The organism is Streptomyces sp. 13-12-16 (assembly GCF_002114215.1).
Classification (GTDB): Bacteria; Actinomycetota; Actinomycetes; order Streptomycetales; family Streptomycetaceae; genus Streptomyces.
Map to the genome: position 1 here is coordinate 1 of NZ_NCTE01000042.1, position 15711 is coordinate 15711.

At 70.1% G+C, this 15711-nt stretch carries 12 protein-coding genes and 1 pseudogene; 7 read left to right on the top strand and 6 right to left on the bottom strand.

Annotation, left to right across the window (positions count from 1 at the left end; all coding sequences use genetic code 11):
• The 5 genes from B7767_RS01985 to B7767_RS02005 form a co-directional block, all read left to right on the top strand.
• Window positions 1-1486 (top strand): non-ribosomal peptide synthetase (locus B7767_RS01985; protein WP_143652142.1); only part of this gene is annotated, 1486 nt, incomplete at its 5' end.
• A 1-nt stretch (window position 1487) separates the two neighbouring features.
• Window positions 1488-3935 carry a condensation domain-containing protein gene (locus tag B7767_RS01990; protein WP_085570563.1) on the top strand — a complete coding sequence of 816 codons (2448 nt, stop codon included), beginning with the start codon at window positions 1488-1490 and terminating at the stop codon, window positions 3933-3935.
• Entirely contained in the window at window positions 3932-4681 is a 750-nt protein-coding gene (locus B7767_RS01995) for an aspartate/glutamate racemase family protein (RefSeq protein WP_085570564.1), read from the top strand. The genes B7767_RS01990 and B7767_RS01995 overlap by 4 nt, the downstream gene beginning before the upstream one ends.
• Window positions 4678-5832: an acyl-CoA dehydrogenase family protein gene (locus B7767_RS02000; RefSeq protein WP_085570565.1), complete on the top strand. Its 1155-nt coding sequence runs from the start codon at window positions 4678-4680 to the stop codon at window positions 5830-5832. The genes B7767_RS01995 and B7767_RS02000 overlap by 4 nt, the downstream gene beginning before the upstream one ends.
• A gap of 955 nt (window positions 5833-6787) precedes the next feature.
• Window positions 6788-7507, top strand: coding sequence for an IS6 family transposase (locus tag B7767_RS02005; protein ID WP_085570566.1), 720 nt, complete (start codon window positions 6788-6790; stop codon window positions 7505-7507).
• Window positions 7508-7755: 248 nt separating this feature from the next.
• Here B7767_RS02005 and B7767_RS02010 read toward each other — a convergent pair whose 3' ends face one another.
• The 5 genes and pseudogenes from B7767_RS02010 to B7767_RS47655 form a co-directional block, all read right to left on the bottom strand.
• Complete coding sequence (locus tag B7767_RS02010; protein ID WP_256923289.1) at window positions 7756-8238, bottom strand: lytic transglycosylase domain-containing protein; 483 nt, start codon at window positions 8236-8238, stop codon at window positions 7756-7758.
• Window positions 8239-9441: 1203 nt separating this feature from the next.
• Window positions 9442-10530, bottom strand: coding sequence for a CU044_5270 family protein (locus tag B7767_RS02020; protein WP_179167002.1), 1089 nt, complete (start codon window positions 10528-10530; stop codon window positions 9442-9444).
• Window positions 10527-11159 carry an RNA polymerase sigma factor gene (locus tag B7767_RS02025; protein ID WP_085570568.1) on the bottom strand — a complete coding sequence of 211 codons (633 nt, stop codon included), beginning with the start codon at window positions 11157-11159 and terminating at the stop codon, window positions 10527-10529. The genes B7767_RS02020 and B7767_RS02025 overlap by 4 nt, the downstream gene beginning before the upstream one ends.
• Window positions 11160-11354: 195 nt before the next feature.
• Window positions 11355-11921 carry a transposase gene (locus B7767_RS02030; RefSeq protein ID WP_373408175.1) on the bottom strand — a complete coding sequence of 189 codons (567 nt, stop codon included), beginning with the start codon at window positions 11919-11921 and terminating at the stop codon, window positions 11355-11357.
• Window positions 11922-12146: 225 nt separating this feature from the next.
• Window positions 12147-12416: pseudogene (locus tag B7767_RS47655) on the bottom strand (IS6 family transposase); the annotation flags it as partial.
• Between the two features lie 601 nt (window positions 12417-13017).
• Between B7767_RS47655 and B7767_RS02040 the strand changes: the two are divergent.
• Window positions 13018-13683 carry a transposase gene (locus B7767_RS02040; RefSeq protein WP_256923290.1) on the top strand — a complete coding sequence of 222 codons (666 nt, stop codon included), beginning with the start codon at window positions 13018-13020 and terminating at the stop codon, window positions 13681-13683.
• A gap of 901 nt (window positions 13684-14584) precedes the next feature.
• Window positions 14585-14773 carry a hypothetical protein gene (locus B7767_RS02050; protein WP_085570569.1) on the top strand — a complete coding sequence of 63 codons (189 nt, stop codon included), beginning with the start codon at window positions 14585-14587 and terminating at the stop codon, window positions 14771-14773.
• Window positions 14774-15018: 245 nt separating this feature from the next.
• Here B7767_RS02050 and B7767_RS02055 read toward each other — a convergent pair.
• Window positions 15019-15711: FAD-dependent oxidoreductase (locus tag B7767_RS02055; protein ID WP_179167003.1), on the bottom strand; the 693-nt coding region annotated here is incomplete at its 5' end.

Sequence of the window (15711 nt, forward strand, 5' to 3'; positions counted from 1 at the left end):
CGGTGACCGCCGGGTGGACGGCCCGCTCGGCGCCGTGCCGGACACCGTCCGGGTCGACCTCGACGCCGCCAAGAGCGCCACCCCGGACAGTTACCCGGTCCACGTCGCCGCGCCCGACGACCCCAGCCACCTGTTCCACACCTCCGGTTCGACCGGTCGGCCCAAGGGCATACTCGGCCGGTTGAGCAGCATCGACCACTACGTCCGCTGGCAGGCCGAACTGCTGGGCGCCGGCCCCGGTTGGCGCGTGGGCCAGCTCGTGTCCCCCGCCTTCGACGCCGTACTGCGCGACGTCCTCCTCCCGCTGAGCGTGGGCGGAACCCTGTGCGCGCCCGCGGCGGACACCCGCTCCGACCCGTCCGCGCTGGCACACTGGCTCGACCGGGAGCGGATCGCGCTGATCCACTGCGTGCCCTCCGTCTTCCGGCCGCTGCTCACGGCCGCCGTCACCGGCGGACTCGGCTTCGAGTCGCTGCGGTGCGTGGCTCTCTCCGGCGAGAGGCTGCCGCCCGCGGACGCCGCCCGCTGGTTCGACCACTTCGGGGACCGCGTCACCCTGCTCAACCTGTACGGCCCCTCGGAGACGACGATGACGAAGACCTTCCACGTCGTCACCCGGTCCGACACCGACCGTGCCTCCATTCCCGTCGGACGCCCCATGCCGGAGACCGAGGTACTGCTCCTCGACGAGGAAGGCGACCCGGTCCCCGACGGCCACGTCGGGGAGATCCACCTGCGAACCCCGCACCGCGCCCTCGGGTACCACCGGCAACCGCAGGCCACGTCACGCGCCTTCGTGCCCGATCGGCTGCGGGAGGGCGCGGGTGGAGTCCTCTACCGCACCGGCGACTTCGGTCGGCTCCTGCCCGACGGGGCCCTGGAGTTCCTAGGGCGCAGGGACCACCAGGTGAAGATCGGCGGGGTCCGCGTGGAACTGGAGGAGGTGGAGAGCGCCCTGCGCGAGTGCCCCGGTGTCACCGAGGCCGCCGTGGTGCTCAGCGAGCCCGGGGACGGCCCGCCCCTGCTGCACGCATTCGTCGAGCCCGCCACCGGCGTCGACACCGACGCCGTGCGCGCCCGCCTGACCGAGCGGCTCCCCTCGGTCGCCGTCCCGGCGGGGATCGTGGCCACGGACGGCATCCCCCGCACCATCAGCGGCAAGATCGACCGGGCGGCGCTCCGGGCGCCCGCCCCGGCGACGGTACCGGACGAGCACACCGGCGGGCCGCGCAACGCCACCGAGCAAGCCGTCGCCGACATCTGGTCCTCGGTCCTCCCGGCCCCCGCCGTCGACGTGCACCGCACCTTCCAGGAGTCGGGCGGTGGTTCCCTCGCCGTCATCACCGTGCTCTCCCGCATCGAGGAGGAGTTCGGCGTCTCGCTCCCGCTCCTGACGTTCCTGCGCAACCCGACCATCGAGGCGCTGGCCGGCGTCGTCGAGGAAGCACTGCTCGACACCGCATCCGACGACCCGCTGAAGGACTGACATGGGCTCCGACACACGCGACAGCGTCCTTGATGCCGACCGGGCCCGAACGGTCAGGAGGCAGGTGGAGGAGGCCGTACGCCAGCAGCCGCACGCCACCGACTGCGCGGTGGTGCTCCACGGCGCCGAGGAGCCTGACGACCCGGCCTCGGCGGAGCGCCGCTGTGTGAGCTGCGGCATCGGCGACGCGTTCCCCGGGCTGACCTTCGATGCCGGGGGCGTCTGCTCGCTGTGCGCCCGCCTCAACGCCCACCGGGAGGAGATACAGGCGTACTTCCGGCGGCCGGAGGAACTGGCTCCCCGACTGCGTGGGGCGGCCCGGGCCCGCAGGTCGGAAGTCGACTGCCTGCTGCTGTTCAGCGGCGGCAAGGACAGCACCTACGTGCTGTACCGGCTCGTGGAACTGGGACTGCGGGTGATGACCTTCACCTTCGACAACGGCTTCATCTCCCGCACGGCGCTGCGCAACGTCGAGGACGTCACCTCGGAGTTGGGCATCGAGCACGTCACCGCCACCCGGGCCGACCAGCGCAAGGTGTTCCTCCGGTCCCTCCAGGAGCACAAGAGCGTGTGCAACGGCTGCTTCCGCTCCCTGCTGGACCTGAGCACGACGCTGGCGCACGAGCGTGGCATTCCGAGCATCGTCACCGGTCTCTCCCGGGGCCAGATCATGGACGAGCGGTTGTCCTGGTTCCACGAACACGGCATCTACGACGTGGAGGAGATCGAGGAGAAGTTGCGGGTCGGCCGGCGCGTCTACCACCAGGCGTCCGGTGACCTCGGCGCCGCCGTGGACGCCGTGGACGTCGTGGACTTCTTCCGCTACTCGGAGGTGACCAAGGAGGGCATCCGCGCCTACCTGCGGCAGCGCTCGTCCCTGTGGGCGCAGCCGACCGACACCGGTTTCTGCAGCTCCAACTGCATGATCAACGACGTGGGTGTCTACGTGCACGCCGCCGAGCGGGGCTACCACAACTACGAGGCGCCCACGCGGTGGGAGGTCAGGCTCGGGCATCTCGACATGGCCGAGGCGGACGAGGAGCTGCGGGTTCCGGTGGACACCGCGCGGGTCAGGCGGATGCTGGCCAGGATCGGTTACCCGGACCCGGCCGACCAGCGCAGGCTCGGCGCCCGTATGACGGCCTACTACGTACCCGCACCCGGCGCGGCCGCACAGGGACTGCCCGGGGCCGTCGCCGAAGTACTCCCGGAATCCCTGCTGCCCGCGACGTGGGTCCCGGTGCCTCGCATTCCGCGCACCGCCGGCCGGGTGGACCGGCGCGCGCTGCTCGCCCTGCACGCCGTCCGGCCGTCGGCGTCCCGTGCGCCCGGGGCGGGTGGGGTGCCGTCGGTCGACGGACCGCTGCTGGCCGTCCAGCAGCGCCTCCTTCGGCAGGACGCCGAGGACCTGAAGGACTGCGCCCGCGCCCTGCCGCTGGTGGCACCCGGCGTTCTCGACGCCGCCACCGTCCGCAGAGCGGTGCTGCGGCTGCTCCAGCACCACGACGCGCTGCGCCTCCGCTTCGCCGAGAGCGACGGCCGGTGGTCCCAGCGCAAGGGTGGAATCGCCGGCTCCGTCCCGGTCGGCGTGCTGGACCTCACCGGTCAGGACCCGGCGGACGAAGCGCGGCTGCTGAGGAAGGCCGCGGACCGGATGCGCGCCGGCGCGGACCCCGTCGGCGGACGCCCACTGCGGATCGCCGTGCTCGACCGCAGCCCGCGGCCCTCGGGCCTGCTGGTCGTGCTGCACGAACTGGTCGCCGACACCCGATCCTGGAGACTGCTGTTGGAGGACCTGTCCGACGCGGTACGGCAGGTCCAGGAAGGTGGAGTGGTCGCCCTGGCCCCTGCCGGGTCCTTCCTCGACCGGCTGCCCCCGCACGACCCGGCCGCGGCCTCCGGCCGCCCGGGAGCGGCGGCCGATCCCGGAAGGCCGCGGAACAGCCGTGAACCGGGCGGCGAGCCCCTCAGAGTCCACTGCGGCGCCACCGTCCCGGGCCGGGCCGCTGCGACGGCGATCGAGCGGGAACTCACCCGCCTGTTCGACGGGGTCGGGCAGCCACTGGAACTGCTCGACCACACCGCCCGGAGCAGCACGGACCGGACCGTGGGCCCGCTCACCGACTCGGAGACCGTACCGGCGCCGCCACCCGCAGCCGGTGACCGGCCACAAGCCCCGCACCGCTACGAGCACTTCGGCGACCTCTCCGCCGAACTGCTGGCACCCGGGTCGCTGTGGGCTCTCGCGCCGGAAGCCGAGGACACCTTCACCCGGCCCCTCGGCGCCCGGCCCGACGGAGCCGTCGTCACCGGCAGCGTCCGCGGCGGACGGCTGGTGCTCGACTGGTGGGCCGCGGAGCCGCTGCGTACCAGGCTGCTGACGGCGGGCGTCCCGGAGCGGGTCGCCGCGCGGCTGACGGCAGGGCGGGCCCCGGGCGCCGGGACATGACCAGCCGCCCCCTGTCACTCGGCGTCCTCGGCGGCATGGGGCCTGCCGCAACGGCGGAGTTCCTGCGGCTCCTGGCGGCCCGCGCCCCGGCCGCCACCGACCAGGAACACCCCAGAATCCTGCTGCTCTCCGATCCGTCGATACCCGACCGGACGGAGGCCCTGCTCAGCGGTGACGACGCTCCCCTGTCCCTGCTCCACGACGGCCTCCTGACCCTGGCCGACTGGGGCGCCGAGATCCTGGCCGTCCCCTGCAACACGGCCCACGTATGGCTCGACCGGATACGCGCGGAGTTGCCCGTCCCCCTGGTGCACATCGTCGAGGCGACCCTGCGCGCGACCGGTGCGGCCAGCCCGGGCGGGGCCTGGCTCACGGCCACCACCGGAACCGTGGCCAGCGGCATCTACCAGCGCTGCGCACGGGCCAACGGCTACCGGTTGGCCGTCCCGGACGACGCGCTGCAACGACGCATCCACGCGGCGGCGACGCTGGTGAAGGCGAACCGCGTACCGGAGGCCGCGGAGGTCTTCCGTTCCGCCGTGCTCGAACTGCGCCGACGCGAACGCATTCCGGTCGTCACGGCCTGCACCGAACTGCCGATCGCCTACGCGGCGGCCGGACTGCCACCGGGCAACGAGGTGTCCAGTGTGGCGGCGCTGGCGACCGCCTGCGCGGAAGCCCTGTATCGGCCCGGTGGGCCGACCGGATGTGTGGCCGCCACCGGCTGCCTGGAAGGAGCCCCATGATCGACCTCCGGCTGACGGACGAGCAGGAACTGCTGCGGAAAACAGTCCGGGCCTTCGCCCGTGACGAGGTGGCACCCGTCATCGGTGAACTCTACGAGCGGGGTGACTTCCCCTACCGGCTCGTCGCGGCCCTGGGTCGGATGGGCCTGTTCGGGCTCGTCTTCGACGAGGAGCACGGTGGCGCGGGAGGCGACTTCCTGAGCCTGTGCCTGGTGCTGGAGGAACTCGCGCGGGTCGACTCCTCGGTCGCCGTCGCGCTGTCCGCCGGTGTCTCCCTCGGCGCCCTGCCCATCCACCGGTTCGGTTCGCCGGAGCAGAAGCGTCGCTGGCTGCCGCCCCTGTGCGCGGGCGAAGCACTCGCGGCACTCGGGATGACCGAGCCGAGCGGGGGTACCGACGCCGGGGCGATCCGCACCACCGCGGTCCTCGACGGCGACACCTGGGTACTGAACGGCGAGAAGTGCTTCATCACCAACGCGGGCACCGACATCACCAGTCTGGTGACGGTCACCGCCGTAACGGGCACCCTGCCGGACGGTGGCAGGGAGATCTCCACGATCGTGGTGCCCTCCGGCACACCCGGTTTCACAGTGGCGCCGCCCTACTCCAAGGTGGGGTGGTGCGCGTCCGACACCCGCGCGCTGTCCTTCGTCGACTGCCGGGTCCCCGCGGAGAACCTGCTCGGCACACGCGGCCTCGGCCTCGCCCAGTCGATGTCCGTGCTCGACGAGAGCCGGATCGCGATCGCGGCCGTGGGGACGGGACTCGCGCAGGGCTGTGTCGACGAGTGCGTGCGCTACGCCCGGCAGAGGGAGACGTTCGGACGCCTGCTCGCCGACCACCAGTCGGTGCGGTTCAGGATCGCCGACATGGAGGTGCGCGCCCACACCGCCCGGCTGGCCTGTTACGCCGCCGCGGCGGCGCTGGGTCGTGGTGCGGGATTCTCGAAGGAGGCGGCCATGGCGAAACTGACCTCCTCGCGGGCCGCCGTGGAGAACTCCCGGGAGGCCACCCAGGTGTTCGGCGGTTACGGGCTGATGAACGGCCACCCGGTGGCCCGTTTCTACCGGGACGCCAAAGTGCTCGAGGTCGGCGAAGGCACCACCGAGGTGCAGCAGATGGTCATCGCTCACCACCTCGGCCTGGCGTGAGGGCACGCGGGGAGCGCCCCGCGACGGGCGGGCCGCTCGCCGCGGGCTCAACCGCCCGCCCCGGCGTCGTTACTCGGAGCACCGTCGCCCTCCGGCGGCAGGTCGTCCCGCTCGGTCGGCACGTGCCCTTCCTCGGAGGGGCGTCCTCGGGCGCGGAACCGCCGGACTCGGTGTCCGCCGGGGCTTCCGGCAGCAGGTCGTCCAGTTCACCGGCGTCGACCCGGCGGGCGTTCTCGGCCGCGGTGCGCAGCGTCGCCCGGTCCATGTCCCCCGGTCGGCGGTCAGCCGCAGCAGGCACCCGTCGCCGGAACGCCGGTACTCGTGCTGCACCGGCCCAGGCAGGTACCAGTGTTCGCCGTCGCGCTCGCAGCCCTTCGGCACGGCACTCTGCTCCCACGCGCAGTGCGGCGCGTGCGGACGGTCGCGGTCGACGGCGAGTCGGATGACGGCACCGCCCGACGTGGAGACACGGGCGGCCCCGTGGCCGTCGTCGCCAATCGGGCCGACGGGTTGCCTGGCGGTCCCGTAGCCGGGCATCTCTGTCACGTGGACCGGCTCACAGCCGATGCCCAACGGCTCGGCCTGGGCCCGCAGTTCGACCTGGCGTTCGATCGGGGTCTCGGCCGGGGACACGGTCTGCTCCGTGCCGCAGTCGGCGAGTGGCAGGGGCAGGGCCAGCCGCCCGCCACCGAGCGTGCGACGCAGTGCGGCTCTCACAGGCGTCCTCGGGTTCTTCGGACCGGCCCCGCCCTCACAGGTTCTCGAAGGGCTCGGCGTAGCCGTACTCGCCGGTGCGGGAGAGGCGGTAGGTGGTGAGGGTGCGGATCTGAAAGCAGTCGGCCCAGGCCGGGGCGAGGAGGGCTCCGACACCGTGATCACACCAGCCACTGGCGTTGTCACGTTGACTGATCGGTGAGGATGATCTCCTGGTTGATCAGCCTGGGAAGGGTCGTCCATGGGGGCCGTGTCGCCGTCGTACAAGGGCCACCGGTATCCGGTCGAGGTCATCTCCCACTGCGTGTGGCTGTACCACCGCTTCCCGCTGTCGTTCCGCGAGGTCGAGGAGCTCATGCTCGAGCGCGGGATCGCCGTCTCCTACGAGACGGTGCGCCGCTGGTGCGCCAAGTTCGGTCAGCAGTACGCGAGCGCGCTGCGCCGCCGGCAGCCCCGGCCTGGTGACACATGGCACCTGGACGAGGTCTTCCTCAAGATCAGCGGGGAACGGAAGTACCTGTGGCGGGCTGTCGACCAGGACGGCAATGTGCTGGACATCCTGGTGCAGGACCGCCGGGACAAGGCCGCGGCCAGGCGCTTCTTCCGCCGCCTGATGAAGAGGACTCACACGGTGCCGCGGGTGATCGTCACCGACAAGCTCCGCTCCTACGGCGCGGCCCACCGCGAGGTCATGCCCTGCGTCGAGCACCGGCAGTCGAAGTACCTCAACGACCGGGCGGAGAACAGCCATCAGCCAACGAGGCAGCGCGAACGCGCGATGAAAGGCTTCCGCTCCGTGGGCGGAGCCCAACGATTCCTGTCCGCGTTCAGCGGCATCTCGCCCCACTTCCGCCCCCGCCGCCACCTGACGACCGCACACGACTACCGAGCCGAGATGGCCATCCGCTTCGCGATCTGGGACCAGATCACCGGCACTGTCGGCCAGCCCACCACAACCTGACCATACTCCCAGGTCGCGGGCCCACATGCCGCGACGCACCATAAAACCACCACACGTCCAACAACGTGACAATGCCCGAGACACCACTCCAGCGGACGTGACCGAAGCGGGCCCTGATGCTCGCGTAGGAGCGACGCCTCCCGTCGCCCGGTGAATCGGACAACTGCTCCTGGAGCATGCGACGACACGTGGACGGCCGGGCGGAGCACTGGCTCGGCAGGATCGAAACCATCCACGATCGCGACAGCTCAACCAGCCACGGCATCGCCTGGTCTGCCGCAGTCCGCCAGAGCCTGGGCGGCCCGGCTCCGGTATGCACGGAAACGGCGCAGGTACGACCGTGCCAGAGGGCCCGGCGGAACCCCCCGGGCGAAGGCTTGCATGTTGCGTTCGCCCGCGTTGTAGCCCAAGGCGAGGAGTTCGTCGCGGGTGTAGCGGCGCACGTGCCGCTTTGGAAGGCTCCGGTCGAGGTCCTTCAGATGCAGGGCCGCCGCGTGGACGGCGAAAGCGGGATCGTCGCGAAGGTCTTGCCACCGCTCTGACAAGCCGTGCGTTCGCCGAACCCGCTCGAACGTCGCACGGTGCATGTTGGCCACTCCGAAGGCCGCCCCGGGCTTCCACCACTGCCACAGCCGCTCCAGCAGCGGATGGTGCGGCTTGTACGCCTCATTGTGGAGCACGGTCATCACGAGCAGGGGCGACACTGCGGCCTCCTCCGCGCTGCGCACCACATACGCAGCGTAGTCGGCTGGATCGTAGCCACCGGGCCGCAACGGTGGCGTCCGAACGCCACCGCGGTCCACTGGTTGCGACCGTTGCTTCGACGCCGCCGTCGACCACTCGGCCATCCCCACTCACCTCTCCCCTTGCCGCCTGCCCCGCCTGAACAGCCGGGACGTCTTGCCATCCCGAGGTGCACATGCCCGTGCGGACCGGCCTCAATCCAGCACACCGGACCGCCGATCCGCATCTCCCAGCCCGTGCGCGCCGCCACGACATGACGATCCGCTGCACTCACAGGTCACCTCACGAAGCGCCCCGATGCCGTCCGGCATCCAGTCAACGCGTCGCTGCCCCACCCCGCAGCTTGACCTGCGGACGAACCCATCCGCCCACGGCACTCGAACACAAACACACCAGCCCGCCCCCGCGTGCCCTGCCCCAGACACAGGCAGCTCGTCCAAGCGTCGCCGCACACAACGATCACCGAACATGAACCCTGCACAGCGCAGATGACACGACCTGATCACCCAACCAGCTAAGACAAACCCTCAGGCCAGCTCCCCACCCCAGCTCAGCACCCACCATCCGTGCGGCTACTGACGCGCCACAACCCCAGCCCACAGACGCACCGCAAACTGATCAGCGCAGACCAGAACACCAACCACTGATCACAAGAACCGCTCACGGACATCAGCGCTCTGGCGGAGCTGGGCGTGGACTGGGCGTAGGCGAAGGATGCGGGTCCGACGCGCAGAGTCGGGCCCACCCTGCTCAGTGAACCGCGCCGGCTTGACTGGAGACTCCATTCGGACCGGTGCGGTTCAGTCTGGCGGGCAGGAGCCTTTCCAGTAGGTCCTCCCGGAGGTCCTGGCCGAGCTCGCCGTCGCACGGGCGGACGAGATGGACGCCGACACCGTCAACCGGGAGCGGCTGGTGGCAGCGTCCTTACCAGGATCTCTGCTTCTGCGTTGCGGCGAATTGTCGTTGAGCTCGGCCTCGAACTCCGACAGACCCCGGAGGAACTTGAACAGTCCGAGACCGTCACCCGCCTACCCGCCCCACGCCGATGGATGCACCCGTCCGAGTCCATGGTGCGCGGGGCGGCGGGGCCATCGGGCGAGACGATCACCGACGAGGGGCGACTTGTTGGGATCGCACCTTGCAGGGGCCTTCGGTCACTGTCGGGGCGAGGGTGCGCACTGTCCCGTTGTTCAGGCCGTCTTTTGCTTGTCCGTCGGTTCGCGGTCGTCCCGGTCCACGACGCCGGTTTCCATGATGGCGGTGCTGTTGTAGAGGGTGGAGGGCTTGGTCCCGGCTGTGTGCGTGAGGTAGGAGCGCGAGCCGAGAAGTGTGAAACTGTTTCGGTCGAAGATCCACTCGTCTCGAGTTGCGGTACCGGTCTCCTCGCGGGTGATTCCGATCCCGTGGCGCCCGGCAGCGTCGGTGGCGTCGGGAGTCACGCTCACGCCTGGGATCGTGGCGACGGTCTTGTACAGGGCCGCGGCATTGGCCGGCGGCATGACTGTTTCGTTCAGGAGATCGCCGATCTTCCTGAAGACGGCCTGGTCCTTCGATTCGTTTTCGAGGGGTCGAGTCTGGGCGTAGAGCAGTTTGCGCAGAGCGTCGGTGTCGGTGGGCAGCTTGGCCAGCCACTGGTAGGTGGGCCGGTCGATTCCGGCTGGGACTCCCTGCTCGGCACTGCCGTCAGGGGCGGCCGTCTCGATGGGAATCCGCTGCCCAGACATAGGAACACCCTTTCCGGACTCACGGATCACCCCGGTGCGAGTGATCGGTGCGGAGTCCTGCGACACCCAGATTTCGCGGCGGTGTGGAGCGCCGAGCTTCACCGGGCCGTCGAAGGTGCCTTCGTTGCTGCGGACCAGGCTTCGGACGTAGACGAATTGGTCGTCGCGGACCGGTTTGACGTCGACTTCCATGGACGCGGCGGCGATGCGGTCGAGCGTGAGCACTACGCCGTTCGCTGCGGTGTGCTTCGCGTCGGTCGCCTCTGCCTTGGCACCAGGTTCCTGCTCCGTGCCGGGAAGCGTGAGGATCAGAGCGCCGGCGAGGGCCATGGCCGTGGCGGGCAGCAGGAAGACCGGACGCAGCCACCGCCGCTGAAGCGCAGGCGTCGCCGGGGTGGGGGCGGCCGTCTGCTCCCGGTCGATCTCGCGCAGCAGCACGTTCCGGTGGTGGAGGTGGCGGGTGGGCGGGAGGTCCCATTCGGGTGCGTCCGGCAACAGCCCGCGCAGATGTGCGGCGTCGTCGCCGGAACCGTCATGGCGGTTTGAGGCAGTCATCGGTTTTCCTCCTGTGAGCGCGCGGCCGCGAATGCAGCCTGCTTCTTTACCTCTCCGCGGGGGCCGTGCGGTTCCATGTTTTTTGCGCTGAGCCGATCGAGCCGTCGGCGGGCGCGCGCGAGCCGGGAGCGCACGGTGCCCAGGGGAATATCCAGTGCCTCGGCGCATTCCTGGTAGGTGAGGCCGGACCACACGCACAGGACGAGAACTTCACGGTCCTGGCTGCGCAGTCCACTCAGGGCGCTGCGGACCACGGCCAGCCTGCGAACGTCGTCGATCCGGCCCGCGCTCTCCTCGGCGAAGTCCGTCACCGCAGGTGGAGCCGGTTGGCGTGAGAGGAACAGGCGCTGTCGGCGCAGACGGCGTGTGGCATTGTGCGCCTTATGAGTGGCGATCCCCAGGAGCCACGGTCTGAGCGACCCGCCCTCGAGGTTCAGGGAAGCTCGGGTCCGCCACGCGGCGAGAAACGTTTCGGACATGATGTCCTCCGCCAGCGACCAGTCCCCGGTCAGCCGCAGCCCATGGTTGTACACCGCACGCGCGTGTGCGTCGTACAGGGTGCCGAACGCATCGCGGTCCCCGGCTCTTATGCGCGCACGTAGCTCATCATCTCGATCTGTGTCTCTCACACCATCTACTCTCCGCAGCCCCGCCGGGGTTCCCGTGGCCTGCGTCACACCCCTTCCGAGCCAACACAACCCCACAGGGGGATCTCTCCTGCACCCGCGCAAACGGGCACACGCCCCGGAGGCGCTGTCACGTTGTTGGGCGGGCGGTCTCTGATGGTGAGTCACGGCCTGATGGGGCCTGGTTCCGGGCTGTGCTCAGGCCGCGGTGGCGAGGCCGGCGACGCCGGTGATCTGCTCCCAGATTGCGAAGCGGACGGTCATCTCGGTGCGGTGTCGGGTGCTGGTCATCAGGTGGCGGCGGGGCTGGAAGCAGGGTGGGATGCTGCTGAACGCGGCCAGGAACCGCTGCGTGGCGCCCACGCTGCGGAAGCCTTTCATCGCCCGTTCTCGTTGCCGGGTGGGCTGGTGGCTGTTCTCGGCCCGGTTGTTCAGGCCCTTGTGTGAACGGTGCCCGACCGAGGGCGTGACCTCGCGGTGGACCGCGCCGTAGGAGCGGAGCTTGTCCGTGACGATCATCCGCGGCACCCGGCCCGTCTTCGTCGGCAGCGTGCGCAAGAAGCGCTTGGCTGCAGCCGTGTCCCGGCGGCTCCGCACCAGGATGTCCAGCACCATCCCGCCCTGGTCCACAGCCCGCCACAGGTATTTCCGCTCACCGTTGATCTTGAGGAAGACCTCGTCCAGACGCGTGTCGCCCTCGCTGTCCAGGACCAGGCAGTGGTGGTGGGTCTTGCCGCAGTCGATCCCCGCCCATACCCGGCTCATCGTGCTCCATTCGGTCGCACTTGCCTTGCGTACCACGGACGACCTCGCCGGCATTGCTCTACACAGCGACTTGTTCGCACTTCCCAATCGGCGGCCGAGTCGTCGTGGGGAGCCGGGCGGCCCAGCATCTGAAGCCACGAATGGCAGCCACTTGTCAGCCACACCCCACTCCCCTGGTGTCCTCACCCTACGAACGGGAGAACCAACCCGTTCAAGAAGGTAGAGCCACTTGTCGCCGGTCAGGGGCCGGCGACGGCACAGGCCGTTCGCGTAGATCTGCCCGGACTTCACGCACCGGTGCCGGACCGTCTCGTGGGAGACGAGCACACCGCGCTCGAACACGAGCTCCTCGACCTCACGGAAGCTGAGCGGGAAACGGAAGTACAGCCACACGCAGTGCGCGATCACCCCGACTGGGCACCGGTACCCCTTGTACGACGGCGACGCGGACGACACGAGCGAAGCCCTTCCCGGCACAAGCAACTCCAAGATCATCCCAGGCCGGTCAGCCAACGTGACAACGCCCCTTGAAGTACTGGGCCCACCACCACGAACGGGGAGCACCAGGAGGTACGAGAGGTCCGGCTTGGGCGCTGTCAGTCTTCGTGCACGGGGTGCAGGGTCACCAGGTCGTTGCCGTCGCAGTAGGTGAGCGGGCCGCCGATGTCTTTGTCAGCGTGCCGGAACACCTGGCAGTCTGATGTGCCTCTCCAGAGGGTGTGGCCCCGGTGGTCCAGCAGGAGCAGCTGTCGGCCGTCCTGCCAGAAGTCGCGTGTGACGGACCGTGCTGCGGGGCTCAGCCCGCGGGGGCGGACCAGTTGGTCGGAGTTTGCGTACAGGAGCCGGTCGGGGCGGCCGTGTGCGCGGATGATCTCGTCCCTGGCGCCGTCGCTGATCAGATACTCGCCCGGGGCCAGACGCCGGGAGGGGCGCAGGGTCCCGAAGTAGGGATTGACGACCAGGGCGCCTTCGGCGTCCGGCAGTACCAGGCGGAAGCCGACGGTCAGTGGAATAGCGCGGTCCCAGCGGCATCCGGTGCGCTCGTCGCGAGGGACTTGAAGCTGGTCCCAGACGAAGCCGTACCGCCCCGGACACCGTGCGCGTCCACCGGAGCCTGCCCGTCCGGGCGTCCCAGCCGGTCAGGTGGCAGGAGCCGGGGCGGCAGAGGGCCGTAAGCACCTCGAAGCCGTGCTCGGGCAGGAAGACCCGGCTGCCGGACGGCAAGGCGTGCCGCCAGGTCAGGAGTCCCCGCTCCGAATCGAGTCCGGCGATCGCGCTCGGCACCCGGCGCCTGCACCTGACCGGCGTCACCGCCCACCCGACCGGCCCGTGGGCGGTGCAGCAGGCACGCAACCCCGCCGCTGACTCCGGCACACGGACGGAGTCCCCGCGTTTCGTGCTGCGCGACCGCGACACCAAGTACACCGAGGCCTTCGACGCCGTCTTCCCGCCAGAGGACGCGGACGTGCTGCTCAACGCGCCCCGGGCGCCGCGAATGAACACCCACTGCGAGCGCGTGACCGGCACGATCCGCCGGGAAGCCCTGGACCACGTACTGATCGCGCACGAGGCCCAGGCGCGTCGCGTCCCCGGCCGGCACCAAGATCACTACAACGGGCACCGGCCCCACCAGACCCTGCACCAACTCCCGCCCGACGTGAACGAGGAACCCACCGCCGAACGCCAGCACGGCCATCCCGGCAAACTCCCACGCACCCACATCCCCGGCGGAGCGATCAACGAGCACCGATATACGACTTGACCAGCAGCGATGACTTTCCAAACGGCACAGGGCTTTCTGAACGTAGAACTCGACGCGCTGGTAGTTGCCGGTAAACCCGTGCTCTGCGGCCAGCCGCCCGTGGATCACCGCGACCTTCATCAGGATCTCGGCCCGCAGCATCGAGTCGACCAGCGGCGCGGAATCACCGATCAGCCTCGCCTTCGACCGGCCGCTCGGCGACCGCCGTGGCGGGGCCGCCGGCCCCGGTGCCGACAGATACTTACGGACCGTCTTCTGGTCCATCCCCGTCTCCCGGGCCACCTCCGACAGGCAGATCGCCCCGGACTCCAGCAGACCCCGGAAGCACCGAAGTTCCAACCAACGATGCGGATCCAGAACCGCCATCGACCGCCTTCCGTCGCCTCTCACCGACCAATCGGCAGAGTGCCGAGCAGCAGGTCTCAACGCATCAGCAACTGTCCTTTTCCATCCGTACGCGGGTGAGGACGTCCACGCGCACGCCGAGAGTGCTCCGAACGTGAAGGCGCACCGGGCCGGGGCGAGCGGGAATCCCCCCATATTTTCGGTATTCGATTCTCATATGTGGTCCGCTCCTGTTCGGCCAGTGAATGGATACTCAATTTTCTTCGCAGGTGTTCGTCGCCGGCATTTCAGGCCGACGTACCGGAAGGAGAGATGTTGAAGCGTATTGTCCTGTCGCGCCGGCGGAAGCTGCTGGCGTCCCTGGCCGCGACGGCCGTGCCGGCCGGCGTCGCCACGGCGGGTCCCGCCCATGACCCGACCGCCGCCACGACGGCCGAGGGACGGTTCCTCCAGTCGTACCACCTCGAGGTCAAGGGCGTGATCGAGCTCGTCGAGCAGACCCTGACGATCCAACCCGGCGGAGACACCAGCTGGCACGTGCAACCCCGGTCTGATCGTGCTGACCGTGCAGAAGGGCTCCATCGCCCACAGGAGTGCCGGCTGCACCGAGAAGGTCTCCCCAGGCTCATCCTTCATCAAGCAGGGCAGTGTTCCGCTCAGCGGCGTGAACGAGGGCAGCGAGCCCATCGAGCTGCACCTGACCTACCTCAAGCCGAAGGGGACGCCGCTGCGGTACGCAGCGTGAGGCGCCGCGGGATTGCCGCTTCGACTGACTGAGGCGGAGGAAAGGCGTACTCCGGCCCGCCCGTTCCCTAGAGGGATGGGCGGTCCGGAGCCGTTCTCCAGGGCCGGAGAATTGATTGACGTCCGGTTATGGGATGAGGAAATTGATAAGAGAAAAGGGAGGTAGGCAGGGAGGCGGAATGCGTCGCAGAAATTGATGGGCGAGCCCTTGCCCGGGGGCGGTGGTACGGACCCGTCCAACTCGGATCAGGCCGCCGGTGCCGGCTCCTGCGCCAGTTCCCTGTGATCGCGCAGCGCCGTCCGGTACGCCGCCAGTCGGGCCGTGCGGCCGATGGTGAGGGCGCCGACCAGTCGGCCTTCGCGATGGTAGGTGACCTCCAGGTGCCGGCCGGCCAGGTCGTGCTCGACGATGCGCGCCTCGTCCGCGACCGCGGGCAGGCCCACCGAGCGGATTCGCGCGCCGTGCAGGTCGGCCCAGAAGGACGGCACCGTCGTGAACGGGGCCGGCGTCCCGGCCGCGAGTAGTGTCGCCGCGGCAGCGGCGCCCTGCTCCACGGCGTTCGTCCAATGGCCGAGGGTCAGGCGGGCACCGCCCGCGAGCGGCTGCGGCACCCGGGCGACATCGCCCGCGGCGACCACCCCGTCCACGATCGAGCCGTCGGGGCGCAGCGCCCGTAGATACGGGTCGCAGTGGACGCCTCCGTCGACGGCCATGCCGGAGCCGGCCAGCCAGCCGGTCGCCGGGGCGGAGCCGAGCGCCAGCAGGACCACGTCGGCGCGGACGGTGTCGCCGGTGGCCAGTTCGACACCGGTGACGTGTCCGTTCGCCCCGGCGCGGAAGCCGGTGACGGTGGTGCGCGTGCGCAGGTCGATACCTGCGGCGCGGTGCAGGGCCCCCACGTAGGCGCCGGCGGCCGGGCCGACGGCCCGGCCCAAGGG

What these genes read in the sequence shown, in the direction of transcription:
- B7767_RS02000 (WP_085570565.1), top strand. Translation starts at nt 4,678, where the DNA reads ATGATCGACCTCCGGCTGACGGACGAGCAGGAACTGCTGCGGAAAACA.
- B7767_RS02020 (WP_179167002.1), bottom strand. Translation starts at nt 10,530, where the DNA reads ATGACTGCCTCAAACCGCCATGACGGTTCCGGCGACGACGCCGCACAT.
- B7767_RS02030 (WP_373408175.1), bottom strand. Translation starts at nt 11,921, where the DNA reads ATGAGCCGGGTATGGGCGGGGATCGACTGCGGCAAGACCCACCACCAC.
- B7767_RS02005 (WP_085570566.1), top strand. Translation starts at nt 6,788, where the DNA reads ATGGGGGCCGTGTCGCCGTCGTACAAGGGCCACCGGTATCCGGTCGAG.
- B7767_RS01995 (WP_085570564.1), top strand. Translation starts at nt 3,932, where the DNA reads ATGACCAGCCGCCCCCTGTCACTCGGCGTCCTCGGCGGCATGGGGCCT.
- B7767_RS01990 (WP_085570563.1), top strand. Translation starts at nt 1,488, where the DNA reads ATGGGCTCCGACACACGCGACAGCGTCCTTGATGCCGACCGGGCCCGA.